The organism is Microbulbifer mixtoriginis (SeqCode) (assembly GCF_052467515.1).
In genome coordinates this window covers 2,260,777-2,285,050 of sequence record NZ_CP174314.1, presented here as the reverse complement: position 1 = coordinate 2,285,050, position 24,274 = coordinate 2,260,777, and the positions used below count along the sequence as shown (strand labels likewise).

General features: G+C 50.4%; 20 protein-coding genes. 17 read left to right on the top strand and 3 right to left on the bottom strand.

Going from position 1 to position 24,274, the window contains the following annotated elements; translation table 11 throughout:
• Positions 1 to 62 precede the first annotated feature (62 nt).
• On the bottom strand, positions 63 to 1,700 hold the full coding sequence (locus ACJJIT_RS09710) for an electron transfer flavoprotein-ubiquinone oxidoreductase (protein ID WP_444900821.1): 1,638 nt from the start codon (positions 1,698 to 1,700) through the stop codon (positions 63 to 65).
• 353 nt (positions 1,701 to 2,053) lie between these two features.
• On the opposite strand from ACJJIT_RS09710, the gene ACJJIT_RS09705 reads away from it, so the two are divergent.
• The 16 genes from ACJJIT_RS09705 to ACJJIT_RS09630 all read left to right on the top strand — a co-directional run bounded on the left by ACJJIT_RS09705 (position 2,054) and on the right by ACJJIT_RS09630 (position 17,876).
• Positions 2,054 to 2,803 carry an electron transfer flavoprotein subunit beta/FixA family protein gene (locus ACJJIT_RS09705; RefSeq protein WP_444900820.1) on the top strand — a complete coding sequence of 250 codons (750 nt, stop codon included), beginning with the start codon at positions 2,054 to 2,056 and terminating at the stop codon, positions 2,801 to 2,803.
• Positions 2,803 to 3,732, top strand: coding sequence for an electron transfer flavoprotein subunit alpha/FixB family protein (locus ACJJIT_RS09700; RefSeq protein WP_444884976.1), 930 nt, complete (start codon positions 2,803 to 2,805; stop codon positions 3,730 to 3,732). Before ACJJIT_RS09705 ends, ACJJIT_RS09700 begins: the two co-directional genes overlap by 1 nt.
• A gap of 221 nt (positions 3,733 to 3,953) precedes the next feature.
• Entirely contained in the window at positions 3,954 to 4,646 is a 693-nt protein-coding gene (locus tag ACJJIT_RS09695) for a type II secretion system protein N (RefSeq protein ID WP_444884975.1), read from the top strand.
• Between the two features lie 58 nt (positions 4,647 to 4,704).
• The gene (gspD, locus tag ACJJIT_RS09690; RefSeq protein WP_252085841.1) at positions 4,705 to 6,744 is read left to right on the top strand and encodes a type II secretion system secretin GspD; all 2,040 of its coding nucleotides are present in this window, start codon (positions 4,705 to 4,707) and stop codon (positions 6,742 to 6,744) included.
• A complete protein-coding gene (gene gspE / locus ACJJIT_RS09685) occupies positions 6,741 to 8,237 on the top strand; it encodes a type II secretion system ATPase GspE (protein ID WP_444884974.1) in 1,497 nt (498 codons plus the stop codon). Before gspD ends, gspE begins: the two co-directional genes overlap by 4 nt.
• A 2-nt stretch (positions 8,238 to 8,239) precedes the next feature.
• Entirely contained in the window at positions 8,240 to 9,457 is a 1,218-nt protein-coding gene (gene gspF, locus ACJJIT_RS09680; protein WP_252085843.1) for a type II secretion system inner membrane protein GspF, read from the top strand.
• Between the two features lie 266 nt (positions 9,458 to 9,723).
• On the top strand, positions 9,724 to 10,152 hold the full coding sequence (gspG, locus tag ACJJIT_RS09675) for a type II secretion system major pseudopilin GspG (protein WP_252085844.1): 429 nt from the start codon (positions 9,724 to 9,726) through the stop codon (positions 10,150 to 10,152).
• Between the two features lie 20 nt (positions 10,153 to 10,172).
• Positions 10,173 to 10,760, top strand: coding sequence for a prepilin-type N-terminal cleavage/methylation domain-containing protein (locus tag ACJJIT_RS09670; RefSeq protein WP_444900819.1), 588 nt, complete (start codon positions 10,173 to 10,175; stop codon positions 10,758 to 10,760).
• A complete protein-coding gene (gene gspI, locus ACJJIT_RS09665) occupies positions 10,750 to 11,133 on the top strand; it encodes a type II secretion system minor pseudopilin GspI (RefSeq protein ID WP_252085846.1) in 384 nt (127 codons plus the stop codon). Before ACJJIT_RS09670 ends, gspI begins: the two co-directional genes overlap by 11 nt.
• Before the next feature lie 5 nt (positions 11,134 to 11,138).
• Complete coding sequence (gspJ, locus tag ACJJIT_RS09660; protein WP_444900818.1) at positions 11,139 to 11,930, top strand: type II secretion system minor pseudopilin GspJ; 792 nt, start codon at positions 11,139 to 11,141, stop codon at positions 11,928 to 11,930.
• The gene (gspK, locus tag ACJJIT_RS09655) at positions 11,857 to 12,912 is read left to right on the top strand and encodes a type II secretion system minor pseudopilin GspK (protein ID WP_252085848.1); all 1,056 of its coding nucleotides are present in this window, start codon (positions 11,857 to 11,859) and stop codon (positions 12,910 to 12,912) included. The genes gspJ and gspK overlap by 74 nt, the downstream gene beginning before the upstream one ends.
• A 33-nt stretch (positions 12,913 to 12,945) precedes the next feature.
• Positions 12,946 to 14,280, top strand: coding sequence for a type II secretion system protein GspL (gene gspL / locus ACJJIT_RS09650; protein ID WP_252085849.1), 1,335 nt, complete (start codon positions 12,946 to 12,948; stop codon positions 14,278 to 14,280).
• 43 nt (positions 14,281 to 14,323) lie between these two features.
• Complete coding sequence (gspM, locus tag ACJJIT_RS09645) at positions 14,324 to 14,809, top strand: type II secretion system protein GspM (RefSeq protein WP_252085850.1); 486 nt, start codon at positions 14,324 to 14,326, stop codon at positions 14,807 to 14,809.
• 225 nt (positions 14,810 to 15,034) lie between these two features.
• A complete protein-coding gene (locus tag ACJJIT_RS09640; protein WP_252085851.1) occupies positions 15,035 to 15,307 on the top strand; it encodes an acetyltransferase in 273 nt (90 codons plus the stop codon).
• Positions 15,308 to 15,416: 109 nt separating this feature from the next.
• Positions 15,417 to 15,620 carry a DUF2788 domain-containing protein gene (locus ACJJIT_RS09635; RefSeq protein WP_252085852.1) on the top strand — a complete coding sequence of 68 codons (204 nt, stop codon included), beginning with the start codon at positions 15,417 to 15,419 and terminating at the stop codon, positions 15,618 to 15,620.
• A 45-nt stretch (positions 15,621 to 15,665) separates the two neighbouring features.
• A complete protein-coding gene (locus ACJJIT_RS09630) occupies positions 15,666 to 17,876 on the top strand; it encodes a response regulator (protein ID WP_252085853.1) in 2,211 nt (736 codons plus the stop codon).
• A 71-nt stretch (positions 17,877 to 17,947) separates the two neighbouring features.
• On the opposite strand, the gene ACJJIT_RS09625 is transcribed toward ACJJIT_RS09630, so the two are convergent.
• On the bottom strand, positions 17,948 to 21,076 hold the full coding sequence (locus ACJJIT_RS09625; RefSeq protein ID WP_444900817.1) for a TonB-dependent receptor: 3,129 nt from the start codon (positions 21,074 to 21,076) through the stop codon (positions 17,948 to 17,950).
• Positions 21,077 to 21,313: 237 nt separating this feature from the next.
• Between ACJJIT_RS09625 and ACJJIT_RS09620 the strand changes: the two genes are divergently transcribed.
• Entirely contained in the window at positions 21,314 to 22,138 is an 825-nt protein-coding gene (locus ACJJIT_RS09620; protein WP_444900816.1) for a S1/P1 nuclease, read from the top strand.
• 256 nt (positions 22,139 to 22,394) lie between these two features.
• Here the strand turns inward: ACJJIT_RS09620 and ACJJIT_RS09615 are convergent, their stop codons facing one another.
• Positions 22,395 to 23,867, bottom strand: coding sequence for an endonuclease/exonuclease/phosphatase family protein (locus tag ACJJIT_RS09615; protein WP_444900815.1), 1,473 nt, complete (start codon positions 23,865 to 23,867; stop codon positions 22,395 to 22,397).
• Positions 23,868 to 24,274 lie beyond the last annotated feature (407 nt).

The window sequence follows — 24,274 nt, the reverse complement described above, 5'->3', positions numbered from 1 at the left end:
AGAGCGCTGACTAATAACGCGGATACAAAAATGGCGCCCGAAGGCGCCAGAAAGCAAACTGCTTACATATTTGGGTAGTTGGGGCCGCCGCCACCTTCTGGAGTAACCCAGACAATATTCTGGGTTGGGTCTTTGATGTCACAGGTCTTACAGTGCACACAGTTCTGTGCATTTATCTGGAAACGTTTGCCGTTGGTATCTTCAACCACTTCATAAACGCCTGCAGGGCAGTAACGCTGAGCTGGTTCATCATAAATCGGCAGATTGTGGTTAAGCGGAATCTCCGGATCCTTCAGGGTTAGGTGACAAGGCTGGTCTTCCTCGTGGTTGGTGTTAGAAATAAACACAGAGGAGAGCTTGTCAAAGCTGAGTACACCGTCGGGTTTGGGGTAGTCAATTTTTGCGCAGTCCGCAGCCGGTTTCAGTTGTGCATGGTCAGCTTTGGTGTCGCGCAGGGTCCAGGGCAGCTTGCCTTTGAAGATATTGATATCGACAAATGCGTAAGCTGAACCGAGGATGTTGCCCCACTTGTGTTGTGCCGGGCCGAAGTTGCGCTGCATATGCAGCTCTTTCCAGGCCCAACTATCACGGTACTTGGTGGTGTAGTCGGTCAGCTCTTCACTGTTGCGCTCTGCGGCAAGGGCTTCCACTACGGACTCAGCGGCGATCATGCCGGACTTCATCGCGGTATGATTGCCCTTGATCTTGGCGAAGTTCAGGGTGCCGGCGTTGTCGCCGATCAGCAGGCCGCCAGGGAAGGTCATCTTCGGCTGAGACTGCAGTCCACCTTTAACAATGGCACGTGCACCGTAAGCGACACGCTGACCACCGTCCAGGTATTGTTTGATTACCGGATGATGTTTGTAACGCTGAAATTCGTCAAAGGGGCTTACGTGTGGATTGCTGTAAGCGAGATCGGTAATTAGGCCAACCACAACCTGGTTGTCTTCCAGGTGATAAAGGAAACCACCACCGTGGGTGCCGCTTTGCTCCAAAGGCCAGCCTGCTGTGTGAACTACCAGGCCTTGCTGGTGTTTGTCCGCAGGAACTTTCCAGATTTCCTTAATGCCAATGCCGTAATGTTGCGGATCGGCATCTGCATCCAGCTTGAAGCGCTCGATCAGTTGCTTGCCCAGATGGCCGCGACAGCCTTCGGCAAAAAGAGTGTACTTGGCGTGCAGCTCCATGCCTGGCATATAGGAGTCTTTCTGCTCACCATTTAAGCCAATACCCATATCGCCGGTGGCAATACCTTTTACAGAGCCATCTTCGTTGTACAGAACTTCTGCAGCGGCGAAGCCGGGGAAAATCTCCACCCCCAGGTTCTCTGCCTGCTCGGCCAACCAACGGCAAAGGTTACCGAGGCTGATAATGTAGTTGCCCTCATTGTGCATGGTGCTTGGCACAAAAATGTTGGGCACTTTGATGGAATTCTCATCGCTGCGCAGAACGTAGATATCGTCGCCCTTGACCTCTGTGTTCAGCGGGGCGCCGCGCTCTTTCCAGTCTGGGAATAGCTCATTTAGAGCAGTTGGCTCAAAAACTGCGCCGGAGAGAATGTGGGCGCCGACCTCGGAACCTTTCTCCACAACGCATACTGAGACATCTTCATTGAGCTGGCGAATACGGCAGGCCGCTGCCAATCCGGCCGGACCGGCACCCACGATCACTACATCGTATTCCATTGATTCGCGTTCCACGGCACTCTCCTCAGCAGTTGTATTCAACTTTTTGCGGCCATTCCGGCCTTATCATTTATATAGAGGGCGGATTATATAGGCGTTTATTCAACCCTACCAATTGCATGACTATTCATTTGCTATGGCAAATGTGCTGTATTTCAACAGCTTAGGGAAGCTGAATAGATGGTCTCTATTTCCTGAAATAGATTGCATGAATGGCAGAAGTCACTTCTATTTGGCTATTGATTTTGCGGTATAGAACCGCCACCATACACGCCGTTCAAACACCTGTTTGACCAGAACACCGTATCCGTTCGCGATGAGAATCGTCAGTCGCGGCTGTTAAAAAGCATATTTGAGACGGGATTTCCATGAAAGTTCTTGTAGCTGTGAAACGCGTTGTCGACTACAACGTCAAGGTTCGCCCCAAGGCGGACGGCACTGACGTTGATACTGCCAACGTCAAAATGTCTATCAACCCCTTCTGCGAAATTGCAGTAGAAGAGGCGGTTCGCTTGAAGGAAAAAGGCGTTGTTAGTGAGATAGTCGCCGTTTCCATGGGTCCCAAGCAGAGCCAGGAGCAAATTCGCACAGCACTGGCGCTGGGAGCCGACCGAGGCATTCTGGTTGAGACCGATGCCGAACTGCAGCCTCTGGCTGTGGCTAAGTGCCTGAAGGCGATTGTCGATAAAGAAGAGCCGCAAATGGTTATTCTCGGCAAACAGTCTATCGATGGCGACAACAACCAAACTGGCCAGATGCTGGGCGCATTGACTGGTATGGGGCAGGGCACCTTTGCTTCCGAAGTGGTTGTAGAAGGCGACGCTGTGAAGGTAACCCGTGAAATCGATGGTGGCCTGCAGACTGTTGAGCTGAAGCTGCCAGCTATCGTGACTACCGACCTGCGTTTGAATGAGCCACGATATGCATCTTTGCCGAATATCATGAAGGCCAAGAAGAAGCCTCTCGATACCACGACCCCGGATGAGCTGGGCGTTGATATTACTCCCCGCACCAAAACCCTGAAAGTTGAGCCGCCGGCTGAGCGTCAAGCAGGCATTAAGGTTGCTGACGTTGCTGAACTGGTAGAGAAACTGAAAAACGAGGCGAAGGTAATCTGATGAGTATTCTGGTTATTGCTGAACACGACAACGCCGAACTGAAGGGCGCTACGCTCAACACTATCGCCGCAGCTAAGGCTATCGGTGGCGACATCGCCGTCCTAGTCGCTGGCGCAGGCTGTTCTGCTGTTGCAGACGCCGCTGCTAAAGTTGATGGCGTTAGCAAAGTATTACTGGCTGACAACGCTGCTTACGAGCACCAGTTGGCTGAAAACGTTGCCAAGCTGGTTGCCGATCTGGGTAAAGATTACGGCCATATCCTGGCGCCAGCCACCACTACCGGTAAAAACATGCTGCCGCGCGCCGCTGCGCTGCTGGATGTTCAACCGATCTCCGACATTATCTCTGTAGAGAGTGCCGATACTTTCAAGCGTCCAATCTACGCTGGCAACGTTATCGCGACCGTGCAGAGCTCTGACGCCATTAAGGTGATTTCCGTTCGTACTACTGCTTTCGACGCAGTGGCTGCAGAAGGTGGAAGTGCAGCTGTTGAGGCTGTGGATATTGCCGATGACGCCGGTGTTTCTTCTTTTGTAGGAGAAGAGCTTGCTAAATCCGATCGCCCTGAGCTTACCGCTGCTAGCGTGGTAGTTTCCGGTGGTCGCGGTATGCAGAATGGCGACAATTTCGAGATGCTGTACAAGTTGGCAGACAAGCTGGGTGCGGCGGTTGGCGCCTCACGCGCTGCAGTAGACGCTGGATTTGTGCCAAATGATATGCAAGTTGGCCAAACCGGTAAGATCGTTGCTCCGGACTTGTACATTGCCGTTGGTATTTCCGGTGCCATCCAGCATTTGGCTGGCATGAAGGATTCCAAGGTTATTGTGGCTATCAACAAAGATGAGGAGGCTCCAATCTTCTCCGTTGCTGACTACGGCTTGGTGGCAGATTTGTTTGAAGCAGTCCCCGAGCTGGAAGCAAAGCTGTGATTTCTGATTAGTATACTGATCAGTACTGGAAAAGGCGGCGTATTGCCGCCTTTTCTCATTTTTGGCTTCTGGACTACGGAACTAGTGTGCAAATTCGGGGACGAAGTGTTGGTTTGCAACGTTTAACTGGGCAGGAGCGTTGCCTTTCGAAGGCGAAGGCAACAAAATAGGCGTCAAAAACCAATAACCTAAGAAAGTTGAACTTGTATGTGGGTATGTTCATGTCCCCATTAAAGCGAGCCATTGGCTCAGTCGGTAAAGGCTTTAGCCAGGGCGATTCACGCAGATCGCTCTCTCGTGGCACCATGGCGGCATCTGCGGTGGGGTTGCTGTGGGTATCTGGCAATCTACTCGCCTATGGCTCTTTACTGATTCCTGCAGAGCCGGAAGAGTCTCTGCTGGCCGAGCGCAATGATAGTCGTGTGAGTGCCCCCCAGGCAGCTTCAATACCGAACACTCCCTTCTTTGGTTATGCCGAAGCCAAGAAACAAGAAGCTGTTCCCGAAGTTGATCTCTCCAACCTCCCTATAACCCAGCTGAACATCGTCCTCTCTGGCGTTTTGGATAATTCGGACAAGAGTAAAGCCAGCGCCCTGGTTGCCGAAAAAGGCAAGCCTGCAAAGCGTTTGTATGTGGGGGATTCCCTGCCTGGTGGCGCAGAACTTTATTCTGTTGAGGTAGACCATGTAGTTCTTCGTCGTAATGGCAGGATGGAAAAGCTGACATATCCCGAGATGGATGGCCGCCCCAATGTCCCGCTGAAAAACTACTCAAGCCTGTCACGCAAATCTAGGCAAAGTAGTAGTGCGGGAAGTTCCTCAAGACGTGAGGCGAGCCAGGAAAGTATTCGAGAGCGGATGGAAAAGCTGCGTGAACTGGCCCGTGAGCGTCGTGCTCAGCGCCAGCCCCAATAAAAACTGTCTAACTAGATTGTTTTGAGTTTTTTGAACATTTACTAGAGCCAGATAAATAATGATGAAGATGTTTTATCGACGGCTGATTGCGGTCGGGTTTAGTTTTTTTGTGTCTACTGCAACGCTGGCTCAGGGCCCGGAGAGAGTTACCCTTTCTCTCGACAATGCCGATGTTCGCGACCTGATTAACTGGGCAGCGGATTTCACCGGAAAAAATATAATTGTCCACCCCAATGTAAAGGGAAAAGTCACCGTTGTTGCCGGTGACCCTATGACACATGATGAAGCCTTCGATGTTTTTATGTCGGTGCTTCAAGTAAATGGTTTCAGCCTGGTAGAGCAGGGTGGTACCTGGAAAGTGGTACCCGATGCCCTTGCCAAGCAGCAGGCGATTCCGGTTGCTGATGAAAATACCCGTGCGCCGGCCGAATCATTAGTCGTTCGTACTGTTCGAGTTGAGAATATCTCCGCTTCCCAGTTGATCGCTATGTTGCGCCCTCTGATTCCTCAGACTGGCCACCTGGCAGCTTATGCTGATACCAATACCCTGATTATTGCTGATCGTGCGGCGAATATTGACCAGATTGTTCTCTTGGTAAAACAGCTCGATCGTGCAGGTGCCATTGACATTGAAGTGGTTCCACTGATGTTTGCTTCCGCCAAAGAAGTGAAGCAAATTCTCAATGACTTGTTGCAGGCGTCTGGTGGCAAGGGCGCTGGCCGGGAAGTTCAACCGTTGCGAATCGCAGTGGACGAGCGTTCCAATAGCGTTCTTTTGACTGGTGACCCAGTAACACGCCAGCAGATCAGAACCGTTATTGCCCGCTTGGACCAGCCGCTGGATGGTGATGGCAATACGGCTGTGGTTTATGTTCAGTATGCCAATGCCGCCGACCTGAAACCAATTCTGGAAGGCATGAGCGGTAGTATTCAGAATACAGAAAAAGACCAGCAGGCTGCGAACGTTGAAGTCAGCATTCAGGTCAACGAATCCCTCAATGCGCTGGTTCTCACCGCGCCTCCGGCACTACTGGAAACAATGAAAGGCGTGATCGCACGGCTGGATGTACGTCGTGCTCAGGTGCTGATCGAGGCAATTATTGTCGAGGTTAAAGAGGATACCAATAATAACCTTGGTATCAGCTGGATCACGGGTGATGAAAACCTTGTTGCCGGCTGGAACAACCTACCGGCTGAAGACGGAGATGGGAATATCAATCCGTTCTCCCTACCTTTCACGAGTATCACTGGCGCGAATGCATTACATTTAGGCTATTTGAGTGGAAGTGATATCCGAGTTGCAGTGAATGCGCTTGCCACAGCGGGCAATACCAATATTCTGTCTACGCCGACCATTATGGCTTTGGATAACGAAGAGGCTGAAATCCTCGTCGGGCAGAATGTACCCTTTATTACTGGTGAGCAATTGTTGTCCGGTAGCAATGACGACCCTTTCACCACTATTCAGCGGGAAGATATTGGTACCACCCTCAAAGTCACTCCACGTGTAAATAACAATAACTCGGTAACTTTGGAAATTGAGCAGAAGGTTGAAAACCTGCTTTCCGCTGCAGCTGATGCCGCTGTGGGTGCCTCGGACATCGTTACTAGTAAACGTGAAATTCGCACCAAGGTATTGATTGATGATGGTGCGATTTTGGTTTTGGGTGGGCTGATAGAAGATAATGTTACTGACTCCGTGCAGAAAGTGCCTCTGTTGGGGGATATTCCAGGAATAGGGCGTCTGTTCCGAAACAATACCAAGAAAGTCGTAAAAACTAATTTGATGGTGTTCCTCAAGCCTAAGATCCTGAGCACCCAGTTGGCTGGCTATGAAGAAACCCGCAAACGCTACATGGATATGCAGCAGAAGCAGATCTTCTTGAAAGACAGAACGAGCCTGCTGTGGGATTGGCACCGCGGTGATGCGCTACCTGACCTGATGCCGCCAACAGGAACTTATAACGAAAGCCCAGCGCCGGTAGATGGCTCTATCAATGCCGTTGACAACCTGGAAGACGCCCTAGAGGGAGTACCTGGTGAGGTTGAAGTGTTGGATGGTGAGGTTGAGGTGCTGGAGGTAGAAGAATCTAAATGACGGTTGATACAGGAACAGGGACTCCAGCAATTCGTCGCCTTCCATATGCTTTTGCTAAGCGCCACAAGGTCCTGCTACTGGAGCAGGAGGGGCGCCCGCTGTGCCAATACGTTGCACCGCTGAGCCCCTCTGCGATTGCCGAGGTGCAACGTATCAATGGTGGTGCGGTAAGCCTGGAGTCGGTGGAAGATGAAATTTTCCAGGTAGCCTTGCAGCGCCTCTACGAAAACCGTGAGGGGGGCAACCTCTCCGAAGTAGAGGGGCTGGGTGATGACTTGGATTTGGCCGCAGTTGTAGATTCGCTACCGGAAACAGAAGATCTACTAGAGCAGGAAGACGATGCGCCCATCGTTAAGCTGATCAATGCGATTTTTGCGGAGTCCCTGAAACAGGGGGCTTCGGATATTCACATTGAGACCTTTGAAAAACGCTTGATTGTGCGTTTTAGGGTAGACGGCGTGCTGCGCGAGGTGTTGCAGCCTCGGCGCGCCCTGGCTCCGCTATTGGTTTCCCGTATCAAGGTAATGGCCAAGCTGGATATCGCTGAAAAGCGTATTCCGCAGGATGGCCGTATTTCGCTGCTGATGGCCGGGCGTGAAGTCGATGTACGTGTTTCCACCATGCCGTCCTCGGCAGGTGAACGGGTGGTGATGCGCCTGCTTGATAAGCAAGCGGGTAAAATGGATTTGTCCAAACTTGGCATGTCCGAGCGGGACCACAATGTCATGACTGAGCTTTTGGCTCACCCACACGGCATTATTCTGGTTACGGGCCCGACGGGCTCAGGTAAAACGACCACTCTCTATGCCGGCCTCGGCAGCATTAACAGCCGCGAAAAAAATATCCTGACGGTGGAAGACCCGGTCGAATACAACCTGGAAGGGGTTGGACAGACCCAGGTCAACACCAAGGCAGATATGACTTTTGCACGGGGCTTGCGCGCAATTTTGCGTCAGGACCCGGATGTGGTGATGATTGGTGAGATTCGAGATCTTGAGACTATGCAGATCGCCATCCAGGCGAGTTTGACTGGTCACTTGGTACTCTCAACCCTGCATACCAATACTGCACTTGGTGCTGTTACCCGTCTGATGGATATGGGCATCGAACCTTTCTTGCTGTCCTCCAGTTTGATTGGAGTTCTGGCACAGCGCCTGGTCAGGGTGCTTTGCCCTACCTGTAAGCAGCCCCATGTTCCCGATGAAGGGGAGAGGCTAGTGCTCGGCGTCGCTCCCGCTGAGGATGCTCTCATCTACCGCCCCAATGGTTGTGATGAATGTAACCATAGCGGCTATGTGGGCCGAATCGGTATTTATGAGTTGGTGCCGCTCAATGAAATCATGCGCCAGCTAATCCACGATCGAGCTTCCGAGAGCAAGCTGGTGGCAGAAGCACGTAAATTGGGGCCGAGTATCCGCGATGACGGTATTGCCAAGGTCCTGGCCGGCAGGACTTCCCTTGAAGAAGTCATGCGGGTAACCCAGGAGTCTTAATCGTGGCAGCGTTTGAGTACACAGCCCTCGCGGCATCCGGTCGAAAAAGCAAGGGAACCCTAGAGGCCGATAGTGCCCGTTCGGCGCGGCAGCAATTGCGTGCTAAAGGCATGGTGCCTCTGGATGTTACCCCTGCCGCCGAGCAATCTGAGAAGAGTGCTGGCGGTTTTATGTCCGGAAGTCCCGGGCTCAGCATTAAAAATCTGGCCCTGCTTACCCGCCAAATTGCCACTTTGTTGCGCGCCGGTATTCCGTTGGAGGAGACCCTAGGGGCAATTGCCAACCAGACTCGCAACCAGAAAATCCGGCGGGTAGTGCTGGCGGTGCGCGGAAAGATTTTGGAGGGCCACAGTTTTGCCCAGGCCCTTGGGTGTTTCCCCAAGGCTTTCCCCAAGCTCTACCGGGCTACCGTGGAGGCCGGTGAGCACTCCGGACACTTGGATGCGGTGCTGGAACGTTTGGGAGATTACACCGAGGGGCAGCAGCAGTTTCGTCAGAAAGTGCAATTGGCACTTATTTACCCCATGGTATTGGTCTTTATCTGTGTCCTCGTGGTTACTGGCCTGATGGTTTATGTGGTGCCGGATGTCATTGAGGTCTTCACCGGCACTGGACAAATTTTGCCGCTGCCCACTCGGATACTGGTCTCAATGAGTGACTTTATTGCCGCCTGGGGCTGGCTGGTGCCTCCAGCGCTAGGGGCCATTATTGCGGGTGTGGTCATTATGCTGCGCCGCCCGGCGATCAAATATAAGTTTCACCATCGCCTATTGGACCTGCCGGTAATTGGTTGGATGGTTCGCGGTGCGCAGAGTGCCCGTTATGTGGGAACCTTGGCGATCCTTACTGGTAGTAGTGTCCCACTGGTGCAGGCAATGGGTATTGCTCGCGGGGTAATGACCAATGAGTTCTTAAAGGATCGTCTGGAAACTGCACAGAAGACGGTACGTGAGGGCGGCAGTTTGCACCGAGCCATGGAAGATATTGGGTATTTCCCGCCAATGATGATCTACATGATCGCCAGTGGTGAGTCTTCTGGCACCCTGGACGAAATGCTGCAGAGGGCTGCGGAGTCCCAGGAGCAAGACCTTCAGGGGGCGGTGACTGCTTTTGTGAGCTTGTTCGAGCCGCTGATGTTGCTTGTTATGGCCGCTATCGTACTATTTATCGTGATGGCCATCATGATGCCAATTATGAGCATGAACGAACTGGCTATGTAGAGTTCAAAGTAGTGAAGTCCACAGATTCAGGATGCAGGTTATTTAGGAGGGGAAGATGAAATCCTTACTAAACAGCCGTGGCTTTACCCTACGCGAGGCCTCAAGGGTACTTATTGGACTCGGCTTAGTAGGGGTGCTCGGCTTCTTACTGCTTTGAGAGTGTAGATAGATCTCTTTTTACAAAAACTGAATATTTTTAAATTGGGGCCACGATTCCCTTCGTGGCCCTGGGGGTTCCCAGCTTTCAGCTGAACTTGGAGAAAAAAATGCGAAACCTACGCAGAAGTGGTGGCTTCACCTTGATTGAAGTCATGGTGGTGATTGTGATCCTCGGTGTTCTCGGCGCCATGGTGGTTCCCAGTGTTTTGGGCAAAACTGGTGAAGCCCGCATGAAGGCAGCTCGCGTTGACCTTCGTGCTATCGAGACTGCCCTCGACATGTACCGCATGGACAACTTTGTTTACCCAAGTTCTGACCAGGGTCTGGAAGCTCTAGTTTCCCGTCCCTCCGGTTTTCCCGAAGCTAAAAACTGGACTGAGCCTTACTTAAAGAAAGCACCCAAGGACCCTTGGGGTAATCACTACCAGTACATCAGCCCCGGCAGTGCCGGCGCATTCGATTTGTTCTCCCTGGGTGCGGATGGTAAGCCCGGTGGAGAGGGGGAAGCCGCTGATATTTTTGCCGCTGACCTGTAACTCGGTTCAATCAGCAATCGATGTATAGGCGATCAGCCCGCAGTAGGCTCAAGCGTAATCAGGGTTTCACGCTGGTCGAGATTCTGGTGGTGATTGTTATCATCGCCAGCTTGGCTGGCATGGCCATGATGTCCCTGGGCAGTTCCGGGGTGCGTGTTTGGGAAGGGGAGACTCAACGTCTCTCCGCCTTGTTGCAGCTTGTCGCGGACCGTGCCCTGATTGATAAAGCCCATTACGGCGTAGTGCTTGAACCCGAGTCTTATACGGTAGTGCGATTTGATCCCACTTCAATGACTTGGCAGGCTCCCGATGTGGCTGCTGCCGGTCGACGCAGCCAGCGATTTGCGGCTCATGAGCTTCCCGCTATCGTTCGTTTGGAGGTGCTTGAAGAGGCGGAACTGCCTTCCACCCAATCCACAGAGTTTGCTGAAGAGCAGAGCGATGAGGAAAAGATCAAGCCGCAGTTTGTCGCTTTATCGAGTGGTGAAGTTCTCCCGATCAAACTAGCCGTTTTTCTGGTCGAGGATGGTGACTTCTCTCGTGGCGCGACAATTTCTTACAGTAGCCTCTATGGCTTGCAGCTAGAGTGGCAAGCCGATGACCTTTAAGCGCAATTCCCTGGCCCGACAGGGCGGTTTTACCCTGGTTGAGGTTTTGATCGCCCTGGTCATCTTTGGGGTTATTGCCGCCAGCGTATTGCGCACTATGCAGAGCAGCGTGCAGCGCCAAAGAGTTATGGAGGAGCGGCTCGCAGCCAACTGGGTCGCTCAACAGGTACTCTCGCAAATTAGGGTACAAACTCCCTGGCCTCCGATTGGTGAGAAAAAAGAGGAAATGTCCTTTGCGGAGAGAGACTGGGAAGTGACCGCAAAGGTAGAGGCAACCAGCGAAGAGCGCCTTCGCCATATCGTGATTCAAGTGGGTTACCCCGATGCCGAAAACCCAACTTTGACACTGGATGCCTGGGCGGCGCAGGAGTAGCTTCTATGCAGATTTCTCCAATAAAGGGCCAGTCAGGCTTTACTCTGGTTGAAGTGCTCGTCGTACTGGTGCTGGTGGCGATTATCAGTGTTGGTTCGTTTTCCCTTCTAGAAGTTTTCCATAATTCCGACAGTGTTGTTGAGCGTCGTGCAGAAGAGTTGCGCCGTTTTTCCATGGCTCTCTATCGTCTGGAGGAGGACCTGCGCCAGGTAACAGCGCGACCGATTAAAAATGCCTATACGGGCTATGAACCTGCTTTGCGCGGTGATCAGGACGAATTCGAATTTACCCGCCTTGGGGCGGCAAACCTTATTGGTGAGCCCCGGGGTGAACTTCAGCGGCTGGGTTACAGTATCGGCTACCCAGAAGACGATGAGAGAAGCAGCTCCTTTACTGATGAGGAAGATCCTGGGGCTTTGTTATTGCGCAGTCGCTGGCAAGTTTTAGACCGAGGCCCTGATTCCGAGCCAATTGCTGAACCTCTGCTCGCCGGTGTGGAGAGCCTGACTTTACAGTATTTTGACCCTAGCTCAGATGCCTGGGTTGCCCAATGGCCGCCAGCCGGTACTACAGCATCTACTACCAGTGCAGATAGCCGCCTGCCAAAGGCTATCGAGATCGTGTTAATGACCCGTCAGTACGGTGAAATACGCCGCGTATTCTCCTTCTCAACTGTAGAGTTCAGTCCTCCTGGAGCTAATTCCGGCAACGGTGGTAATGGAGGTGGGAACAACTCAAACGGCGGCAATTCAGGTGGGGATGATTCCGGCGGAGGTGGTAACGATGAGCGGCTCTAAGTCGATAAAGACTTTTCGCCGCCAGCGGGGCGTGGCTTTAATTACCGTTTTACTTGTAATGGTGATTGCAATTGCCCTGGTCTCGCACGCCATTACCCGAGATCAGATTTCCATCACCCGAAGTGGTGCTCTTTTAGCTAATTCGCAATTAGCCGAGTTTGTCGCTGGGGCTGAGGCCTGGAGTAGGGTGGCGCTACTCAAGGATTATGAAGAGGATAAAGACGCTGCCCAACCTGCCGATCACGCTCTTGAGGCCTGGGCAGCACCGGCGTTGCAGTTCAATCCTGATAACGGAAAAATACGCATAAATATCAAAGACTTAAACTCTTGCTTTAATGTAAATAATCTTGTCGATAGCGGTAACGGCACCGATCAGTTTGATATTTTTCGCCGACTGGTGAGCAATGTCACAGGAAAATCAGACTTAGCCGGGACTATTGCCGACTGGATGGATGACAACGACACACCGCGTTCTTCAGCAACCGAGGACGATGGCTATCTCGGTAGGGATCTTGCCCATCGCACCCCAGATACCTTAATCAGTGATATATCGGAACTGTCTTCTGTACAGGGTATGGAGCCGGAAGACTGGCAGAAGCTGGCTCCATTCCTGTGTGCGCTGCCGGAGACTGGAAGCAAGATCAATATCAATCTGGCTTCTCAGGAGCTTTTGGAAGCGGTGGACCCCTCCGCGAGTGTGAGTAAGTTGCTGCTGTTTCGAGAGTCTGGCGGCATCCTTAGCCAGTCGGGGGATCTGTCCTCTCATGGCTTCAACAACACCAACCAGTTTGTGTTTCATAGCCAGCACTTTCTGGCGCGTATTGCTGTCCAACTGGGAGATAGTGAAGACTACCGCCAGTATTGGGAGACGTCTCTATGGCTCGATGAGGCCGGGGACGGTGAAGTCAAAGTTGTACAGCGCCAGCGGCGCACTTTTTCTGGTGCAATGATGCAGGAATTACTCGACTACAAGGCACCGTAGCGAGTCTAGATAGTAGATAGCCAATAAGATTGTATGTTTAAAAAGAAAAGCGTAAATGAAATCGGCATGCCTGCAGTGCCACCCAAGCCAGCTTTGGTCTTGCTGCGGCTCTCTGAAACTGGCGCCGGTGGGCTCACCTTACATCAGTGGGAGAATGGCTCTTGGTGTGAAGCTGCTCTGGATGATGAATTCCTTTCAGCCTTCAATCCAGAGTTTGAGGCATCGGCTGTACCCGACATCCACCCAGCGTTGAACTTGCCAGAGGGCAGTAAGGCGCTGCTACTTCTGCCTGGTAACTGGGTTTGGAGTGGCGTTGAATCTATCCCCAAAGCAGCTAGACGTCAGGCCAACGCTATTGGTTATATGGTCGAAGAGCAGCTTGCAGAGGATGTAGAAGATCTGCATTTTGTCTGTGCGCCTCGCAATGGTGATATCTGTAGCATTTACGCGATTTCCAAAGACAAGATGGAAATTTTGCACAGTCAGGTGGAGCGACTCGGCTGGCCTTTGGCTGAGGCATTACCAGAATATTTACTATTGGATCTACTCGATATTGACCTTTCCCTTTGGTTGGATGGAGAGCAGGCTCATTTTTGGCAGTCGACAGGGCAGGGATTGTCGATCCGCCGCGAATACCTCCAGCCTCTGTTAGGCTCCCTTCTTGGCGCAGATATTACTTCTGAAGAAGGTGCTGATGAGGAGGAAGGGGAAGAGGGCAAAGAACTCCTATTACTGGGTGGCGGTGAAGAGGACGGTCTTGTTGTTGCCGAGCTGGAATCACTTTTTGCCGATCGCCTACAAGTCAATCAGCGCCCACCTGAAGAAGTTTTTCTCGAGCGTTATAAGCCCGGCAAACTTAGTAATTTGCTCAGTGGCGATTATCAACTAGCCAGCGGCAAAACTGAGTCGGTATGGTGGCTAAAGCCGGCCAAAGTAGCCGCCTTCTGTTTTGCCGCACAACTTCTGTTTTTTGTCGGTGCTGGGGCCTACTACCACTGGCAGGCCGAGCAGGCAGAAGAGCAGGCTAGAGCCATGTTCACGGAGATGTTCCCCAATGTACGTCCCTCGGCCCAGCTGCGTAGGCAGCTAAATGGCTTCTTAAAAAATGCGGGGAATCAGGGCGGCGCCTTTACCACCCATATGCAACAGCTCAGCAAAGTATGGACTCAACAGCGAGGTAAAGAGTTGCAACTTCAATCACTTCGCTTTGATGGCCAGCGCGGTGAAATGGTATTGCAGCTTAAGGCACAGAACCTCTCAGATTTGGACACTTTTGTCAGCAAGCTGTCTGGCAATGGTTTGCGTGCAGATTTACTTGGTGCCAATGAGTTGAAGAAGGGCGTATCCGGGCGGGTGCGTGTGCGCTAGAGGCGCAAGGTATAAGGCGAAAGAATTCGGTATTTAGAGCAGAATGAAAGAACAAATCGAGCAGTGGAAACAGAAGTGGCAGGCGCTGTCACCCAGTGATCAACGCGCCTTAAGCATCCTTAGTCTTTTTGCCGGGGTGCTTTTTATTGTCTATGGCCTTTACAGTCCGGCCAAAGGTTTTTTCGATGAGTCGCGCGCGCGAGCAGAGGAGTCACAGGAGCTGGTTCTGTGGATGGAGTCCCAGCGACCCGTGCTCTCCCGTGTTAAACCCAATAGTGGGGGCGGCCAAGCTTCCGGCACTTTGTTGCAGCGGGTAACCAATGCGGCCAAGCAAAACCGGGTCACGATTAAACGATTTGAGCCCGAAGGGGAAAATCGTATTCGTCTATGGGTTGAAGAGGTGCGCTATCAGGATCTTCAGCCATGGCTAAACCAGTTGATGAAAGAACAATTGGGTGTTCGCACCATCAACCTTGATGCTTTGCCGGAGCAGGGTATGGTTTCCGCTCGTCTGACTATTGAGGGCTAAAGGAGCCCTATCTTTTTTTATAGAATTTGGAGAAGTCCGGATAAGATTAGGCTTCTCCTTATCAATCCATATGTGTTCTGCAGATCACAAGCTCTTTACAATTATGTGCTCCTCCTTGCCCTGTAGCTGCATTTCTTTTTTACATCATTTCAATAAACCCTAATTTAGCCAGAATTGTCGCCAAAAGCCCTATACTGAAGATGGGAAGTGGAAAAAGGTGCCACTATGCTTTTTAAAGATGTAACCACCAAGCACTTGGTTGAGGTGGCAGATGTTGTCACGCTCTCGAATCCCTATGAGCTCACGGTAGTTGGCCGCTATCTGTGGGGGGAAGAGGTACAAGACCCAGAAGTTTTCGATAAAACAGACTTGTGTTTTCTGTCTGGTGAGCCACTACCAAGATGTTGGCACGATAGCCGCTATCGTGAGAAGGAAGTGCGTCGTTTGCGCTGTGGAACCCACGCGCAGGAAGATGGTGACTATTATCAGGGTGCTTGAACTGCCAGTCATGTTAATGGGTGAGCTGACCGACTGTATTCGGCCAAGTCTTACCTGTAGTTGTTAAGCGCTGTACAATGCGCGCCAATTTTTACAAGCGAAGATTTGCATGACTTTTGAGCAGTTTGAAGAGTATTCCCTGTGGTTGGGAATTGGCGCACTAATCTTATTTATGGTGTTTATCGTCTGGAACCTGGCCAAGGATTCTAAAGCGGGTAGGTTTGGCACCTTTATCCTGTTTCTGGCACTCGGTCTTGGACTGCTCGGCTTTATTATAAAAACAGTACTGGTTGAAGTACTTGGGATAGGCTAGGGACCTCTATGTCACCGGATACCCAATGCTCCAGGGAAGGTCGCTATGACATTATTTGATCGCCCTGAACTCAAGGTGCAGAAGGATCGGCGTATTTGCCGTGCCACCGATATGCGTATCGCCAAATATAGCCGGCGAGGCATGGTGCTCTCATTCTGTGCATTTTTGATCGCGGCCACCATCGGTGATATGCGCCTGGAAGCTCCGCGCTTATTGCTGATTCTAGGGGCCGGGTTAGTGGTTCTCACGCTGATCCGCGGTTACTACGTTTTTCGTTTTGGTCATTTGTATAGTTCGGGACCCAATCGCTGGCGTAATCATTACTTTTTTGTATCGATTCTTGGCTCTATCTGGTGGGGCCTGACTTTATTCTATTTTGTTTACTATATGGGGTTTGCCCCAGAGACCCACTTTCTGTGGATCTATACCGTCATCTTTTGCTCCAGCGTGACCACGGTATTCTCGCCTTATCACCGTTTTCTCACTTGGTTTACGGTTACTTCTCTACTGCCAGCGGCATTGATGGCTCTTTTCTCTGGCATGATCCTCGGTACTATTTACGGGACGCTCACTCTGGCCTTTATCTGGCTGACCGCTCACCAGGGGCGGCGAGAGTCGGAGAATTATTGGGAACGCCTGTCGGCTATGCAGGAGTTGCAGCAGCGTGCGAGCAGCCTGGCTGCAGCACGAAAGCACTCTGAAGCGGCCGTTGAATTGACGAATGAATTTATTGTTAATATTGGTCAGGAATTCCGCAGCCAGCTTTCTGATGCCTTGGGGGCCTTGTCTCTTTTGGAGGCAGAACCGCTCAGCGAGCGTCAAAAAGAGTGGGTGGGGCTGGCCAAAAATGCCAGCAGCCAACAGCTTAAGCTAGTGGACAATGTGGGGCTCTTTACCCGCGTTGCTCGCAAAGATATCCGTATGCGCCAGGGGCCATTTAACCTGGTCAAAACCATTGAAAAGTCCTTCAAGTTCGCTGCGCGAGCAGCCCATAGTCAGTCTTTGGAATTTAACTTTCAGATTGATGACAGCCTGCCGGTGATGGTCACTGGCGATAATCGTAAAACAGCTCAGTTGATTCGCAATCTGGTGGACTCGGCTACGGGAATTGCCCAACGGGGAGAGCTTTGGGGCGAAGTGAGTTTTACCCCGATCACCTCTGTAGAAGGGCAGTTGAATATTACTCTGAAAGATGACGGCCGCGGTGAAATCCTGCCCGATGAGAGTGAGCTGTTTGGTGCTTTTTCCAGAATGGATACCAATCAGGTAACTACAGGTTTAGGGCTGTCTATCGCCAAGGGTCTGGCGGAAGCTATGGGGGGGTATCTACAACTGCACTCCAATCAAGACGGTAACCGCTACCAGGTCGTAGTCAAATTTACTATTGAACCTAATCAGCGTACCTACTTAACCCCGGACCGCCGTTTGCAGGATAGTGAGGTTTTACTGATACACCAAAAAGGCCTGTTTATTTCCGGCTTGATGCAGATGCTGCGCTCCTTTGGTATGGACGTAAAGTCCCAGCGCTGGTGTGAAGGTTGCGAGTGTGAAGTACAGCAGCTCCTTCAGCAGGCTTTGGAGCGAGGGCAACTGATCATGTTGGTGCCCGCCATGGGCGATGAGATACTCTTTGAATCAGTTACACCATTCTTTGAAAAGACTCATGCTGAGGACCGTGATTGCCCATTGATATGCCTGGGCGGCTTTGGTCAAAAGTCCTCTTTTGCGGAATTGCAAAGACTCGTACCTTCAGCTCTCTACCTGGGACGACCGGTAACCCGTAAGGAGTTACACGATACTCTGGTGGAGAGAATCTTTGGCGGCGCCAAGCGAACTACTCGGCGTGTAGTAAAAGGTGGTGCCGACCAGCCGCGGCAATATTCCCTGCTGTTGGTGGAGGACTCCCGTCCACATCAGTGGGTAACGGAAGAGATGTTGCAGGCACTCGGTTACCAGGTGGATATCGCCAGCAATGGAGAGGAGGCCTTGCTGCGTTTATCAGAGGGGCATTACGACCTAGCCCTGGTAGATTGTCAGCAAAATACCGATCACAGTGCCGAGATAATCGAGATACTGCGCCGATGGGAAACAGAGCACAGGCCTGATGATCGATTACCAATCGTTGCTTTAACCAGTACCACGGAAGAACAATTCGAAGGGCGTTGTTTAGCGGCAGGAATGGATGATTATCTAACCAAGCCCCTGAGCAAGGATCTGTTACGGGAAACCTTGGCCCGTTGGTTAGGTAGCGCCTAGAGTTGCTGAACTAGGATTATTTAATAATTGGATAATAGAAAGCCGCGGCAATTGCCGCGGCTTTCTTATGGTTAGAATTCGTAGCGAACGCCTATACGAGCGCTCCAATAAGATGGTTCAGCAACCCGTGTCTGGCCTGATGGCTCTAAGAATTTATTGAATACGTAGCGGCCTTGATCATCGATATCAGCCTCTACAGCGGCCTGATAGCGCGGGAAGTCTCCTTCATACATCACGCCCCAATCATCGTTAATCAAGTTCCCCAGATTTTCTACGATAAAGTAGGCGTTGATCCTGTCATCCGCGCGCCAACCGGGTAATTCCTGGTCAATTCGTAGGTCGAACTTGGTCCACCAATCACTATGGATTTCATTTCGTTCCATAATCTGACCGCGATCAAGATCTTCAGAATCAACAAAAGCGAAAAAGGCTTCAGTATCGAAGTCTTCAGCAAATACTACATTTGCGTCATCGCTACCGGTTGGGATGTACAGTAGGCTGCGGCCGGAGCCTGCATCGCCAAATAAGCCGCCGCCAAAAGTATAGCTATAGGGTAGCCCTTCATTTGCACTGCCAAACAAGGTAAAGCGCGTTTCATAGCCTGCAAAAAACTCGTGAGCGTAGTCCATTTTGAGAGTGAAGCGGTGGGGTACCACATAGTTGGAGGTAGCGGCCCCCGGATTCTCGGCATCGATAGTTGCAATTTTGGTGTAGTTAGACCAAGCCACAGAACTGGTCATTGGATTCACATCCTCGGCTTCTGTGTAGGCATAGCCCAAGGCTACATTGAGACCAAAGTCGAAGGACTTGCTTAGACCCAGGGATAGAACGCTGGAAAAACCGGAATCTCCTTTTACGTTAGTGAGCATAAAGTCTCCGCTACGACCATTGGCGCTTTCATAAATTGGGCGCTCATCCACAGCAGTATCCACTTGTTGCAGGGATATATCGCGGACAATGGCTGCATCTTTATAGTCGCTATAGAGGTAGTCAGCAGAAAGCAAATAGCCGGATTCAAACTCGTAACTAGCACCGATGGCATACTTCCAAACTGAAGGGATTTCGAAATCCGGGTCCATTAGATTGACGCCACCGGATCTTCCTTCTCCATTGGCAACCTGGTCATATAGATTTTGCGGTATGTCATAGATGGGGCGGCCACTGCCAGTCCAGTCCATATCGAAGAGCGGGGTTCCACTACTATCGGTGGTTTCTATCTGCAATACCCCGTTGTTGGAATAATTGTTGGAAATCCAAACGTTGGGATTGCCACCAGAATATAGGCCCAGGCCACCGTGTAGCTCCAGGCTGTCATTGACATTCCAGTTGAGACCGAGACGTGGCTGTAAAAGGTCTATGCCATCCATATTATGCTGGTTACTGAAACCGTACGTTTCTGTGATATCCAGATTCTTCACCGGCCTATCGTTGCTGCTGTAGCGGTCATAGCGCAAGCCTGCTACGACTGTGAGATCAACTTCGGCAAAAGTGTATTCATCCTGCAGGTAGAAAGTATCGATGTCATAAGCAAACTCTGCTGCAGCATCCAAGGGATTATTGGTGATGGCAGCATTTTCATAGATAATTTTGCTGGCAACGCCGTTTTCAAAATCTTCGATACTAGCAAACCGGTACTCCCCCTGTGCTTCCTGAATAAACAGGTTAAATACATCGAAACTTTCATGTTCGTAGCCGGCGGTGAGATTGTGCTCACCCAGCAATAAGCGCCCGGCGAGTTTTATGCTCAAATTATCGTAACTCAGCTTATTGGCATGGCGGGAGTCATCAGATCCCAAGTAAACCGTTGCGCTCTTTAGGCCTTCTTCGTCCTTACTGGTGACCTGGACTTCACCAAATTCAGTACCACCGAGAGAGAGTTGCCAGTTATCCAACTCTGAATAACCGATCTTCATTTCTGTAGAAAAGATATCGCTCCAATCGGAAAACAGCTGAACAATATAAGAATTCAGTTCGGCACCGCGCTCATAATAATGATTGGATAGCTCTAGCTCATTGTAGTCGTCGTCGGATTCGGCAATAGAGTAGCCATCGTTGTAGTTATAGGTAAGAGAGGCTCGATGATTATCGCTGATATTCCAGTCTAGCTTGATCAGCAATTTCTCATCTTCTTCCGGCAGGCTTGAGGGGAGCCCGCCAGGGTTATAATCGTACACATCATTCGCGATGCGCACGATTTCCTGCAGCTGCTCCTGAGATACGCCCTCAACCTCAGAGGGAGAATTACTGCCTGTTGGTCCCCGGTCAAAAGTAGCGACACCTTCTAGCTTTTCGTAAGCGGTGAAGAAAAAGAGTTTGTCCTGGATAATGGCTCCACCTAAGGTAGCGTTGTAGCGCTTTTCATCAAAACTGGCTACAGGGAAGTCTTCACCCTCAAGAGAGTCTCCACGGAAACCATCATCGGTATAGTCATAAAAGAATGAACCATGCCACTCATTGCTGCCGGATTTGGTCACTGCATTGATGTTACAGGCGCTGAATCCGCCGTATTGCACATCGAATGGAGCCAGCTCTACAGCAACTTGCTCGATTGCATCGTATGAGAAGGGCATGCGCTCTGTTGGATAGCCATTGCTATTCAAGCCAAAGTTGTCATTCATGCGCACCCCGTCAACAGTAAGGCTGTTGAAGCGCGGGTTGGCGCCAGTACATTGAATAGAGTCATAGCTGGCTTCGTCGATGTAAACTCGTGGGTCCAGACGTAGCAAGTCCTTGATATCGCGGTTTACTGCGGGTGCACTGGCTAAGTCATCGCTATTGAAGTGAGATGCCGGGCCTACCGCCAGTCGGGAAGTAGTGATAGCTTGGCCAAGCACGGTGACTTCTTCAAAGTTACTTGTGTTGAGGGATACCATCAGGGGAAGGGTATCGCCTACTGAGAGATAAATATCTTCAAAGGTACGATCCCCCTGTTCGGTTTCAATTGTGACGGTATAAGGGCCTCCTACACGCAAACCACTGAGATTAAACTGTCCTGATTCTCCTACCTCGGCCACTCGCCGACTATTGGATGGCGCGTGCACTACAGTAATTTTTGCATCGCTGATGGCTTCGCCTGCGCTACCAGTAATAGAGCCGCGAATGGCTGCGGCAGTTTCCTGAGCGTAAGAGACATGTGTTGAACCAATCGCGGAGATAATCGCGGCGGATAAGCACATGCGCCGGAAGATAGAAGGTTTCATAACTAAATCCTGGTCTTTAAGTGGGCCAACAGCGTGGCTTTGAGAGAACTGGTTGTAATCGGCTCCCGAGACTCATCCCCAGGTCTCGGCCAGAGTGCTTTTTAGCGGGTGAAATTGAAGGGCTGGTTAACGATTTGTTGCAATTTTGTAACAGGTTCGTGAGATGGCATTGATGCAGACCAATTTGTCACAAATGTTTATTAAGCTTGCCGCAAATTTCTGCAGTGGATGATTGAGATGATTAACCTAAAAAAAATAATTTGTATAAATATTCTATTGGTTGGGCTGCTCAGCACCCTAAAATCCCATGCTTGGGGAGATGATGGCCATAGAGTGGTTGGAGAAATCGCTTGGCATTATTTGGCACCTAATGTAGCCGCAGAAGTTGAATTGTTACTTGATGAGGTTGGGGAACCACATCTGGCAGAGTCAGCTACCTGGGCGGATCGTATTCGTTCCAACGAGCAATATAATTGGGCAGCGCCCATGCACTATATCAATCTATCCCGTGACTGGAACCGCTATGAAGCGGAGAGGGATTGCCCTCCAACAGGGTGTATTGTCAAAGCCATTCAGCAGTTTGAAGAAGTTCTTGCAGATCGCACCCGGTCAGGGACAGAGCGTGCCGAGGCCTTAATGTTTATTGCGCACTTTGTAGGGGATCTTCATCAGCCGCTGCACACAGGTCTTTATTCGGATCGTGGTGGCAACGATGTATTCGTGCACTTTTATGGAGAGGAGACCAATTTACACGCTCTTTGGGATATCCATCTTGTCTCAAGAGTGGTTACCGATTGGCAGGGTTATGCAAAAGAACAGACAGAAAAAATTGGTGCAGTCCAGAGCCAGCTTTGGCAGTCTACAGATGCAACAGACTGGGCAAAGGAGTCCCATCAGTTGGCTCATAAACTGGCATATACCAATGAAACTCAATTGGGGGAAAAGTACTTCTTGCGCTGCAGGGATTCCTTAGAAATGCGTCTACAGCAAGGTGGTGTGCGCTTAGCTGCCGTACTTAACAAAGTTTTGGGTGGAAGATCATTGAAGATGGTCGATCGATAATTAATCTAGTGGTCTTATTGTGGTGTTAGCCTCCACGAGATAAGGGAAACTAGCATCCATCGCTCATTGCGTGAAGGAGTTTTCCTAAATACCGGCTTAAGGATGGTAGATTCTAAATAATGCAATTCGAGCTCTTTTGACAATTAAAGTGCCCGCCAAGCCCGAATTGCTTCTAAAAACTGGACATTAGTTTAGAGCTACTTCTCCTTGAGCATGTGAGCGCAAAAGCAACTGTTTGGAAGTATTTGAAGACATACTATCTTCCAAGCTCAATCTGGAAGAACTCCCAGGCTAACTGATTATCTGAAGCGGACAGGTTACGATTTGCGTCCGCCATCACATATTTTCCGTGGGCTGTTTTCAAAGTGATTTTGTCATTTTGATTCAAGCAGGCCCATCCGTTGGAATGGTTGTAAAGGACAAATTTCTCCCAGCCTAAAAGCACACTGGCTCTTACATCGACATTATGGTTGTTATGTGGAGTGGCACGTAAGTAATGACCGTTATGGGCGCGCAGTGAAACTGTGTCACCACTCTGAATACAGCGGTGATCCACCCACTGCTGGGTGTTCCCTTTTTGCTCCAGCGCAAGAGTAAAAGTCTCCCATTCTGCAGCCGCAGCAGGCATATTTTTTGCCTCATCGTTACCACCGTAGACAGCCTGAATGCGTGTGTTGTGGTGGGTATTAAGCAGGGAAGCTGTATGTGCCCTCGCATAAGTGGATGAATAGGCGGCAGCGTGATTGGTCCAACTTAATGTTGCCGTAATGGGGTTGTGATCACTGATGCTCTGGTGGACTTCATCATACCGGTTGGTAGAGAAGCTAATTTGCGAGTTGCCGCGAAAAGCAATATGGTCAACACCCTTACAGGGGCCCTTTACATCGTTAATATTCGTATTACCTGCGGCATAACTTACCTGGCTACAGGACCAGGTTAAGCCCAACTCGGAAGCCCAGCGCCCCAACTCCGACTGATTAGGTCCTGGCTGCCAGCCGCCGTTGTCAATCCATGCATTAAAGTCACCCATTACAATCACTGGATATCCGGCCGAATTTTGTTGAATAAAATGTTTGAGCTGGTTGAACTGGCCTGTTTTCTCCTGGCCGTTACTGGTGTCCATGTGAGTATTGTAAAAGTGTACTTTTAGGTCCTTGGCTAGCTGAACTTCAGTGAAGGTGAAGCCTTTTTCCGTCTCACAATCGGGACTTGAGCCGTTTGCGATAAAGTCTGAGTAGGTACCCTTACAGCTTGAATACTCAACATGCAGCTGCCTTCCATTAATAGGGTGTTTGCTGATAGTGCTTAAACCATCGCCAAAACTGAAGACCCCGCCCTGGAAATGATCACTTCGATAAGGATATTCTGTTTGGCTAAGGGGAGACATCACCGCGTAATTTCTGACCCAGTTTTCCTGGAGTCCGACAATATCGTAGGCCTGCCCAGCAATATAGGTGGATGAAAATAGAGATGCCTGGCCATCAGAAATACCCTGTAAACCTTCAGGAAAGCCCTTTATGTTGGCTGCCATTACTCTAATTTGGCCACTTTGCCCAGCCAAGCTTCCCGGCCTGCTATAGGCTTGATTGCCCACAGTGCCGGTAAAACCTACCTGAGTGCTGGAACTAACCAGAATATCCCATATTTCTGACAAAGTTATTGCTGAAGCAGAAGCGCTTAGGCCCAGGCTTCCTACGATAAGAGCTGATCTTAATAGTTTATTTTTCATTTATTGTTATCCGTTATTTAAATTGTCCGATTTTATTTTTCTATCAATGGTGTATCTCGGATATCGGTCTATTGGTTGTGCGTGATAAGGGGAACGATTTTTAATTAATTATGAGGCCTCCTTAATTGACAAATATTACTAGCAATATTTAAGCGATTTTATTTGGCGCCTACCGGACGGATAAAAGACTTCAGTAATAGATACTAATTGTCATTTCATCAATAAGTAAGATAGAAAGAGCTTTAACGGGCTATGGCCAAAATAAAAGGTTGGGCAAGCGTACTAGAAAGCAATTGCCGGAATAATAAAGGATTGGTGATATGAGTGGATACAGGATTAGTAAATTTTAAAATCAATAATAGACTGAGCAGTTCCGCTTGTTGTCTTAGCTGCCAGCCTGATTAACA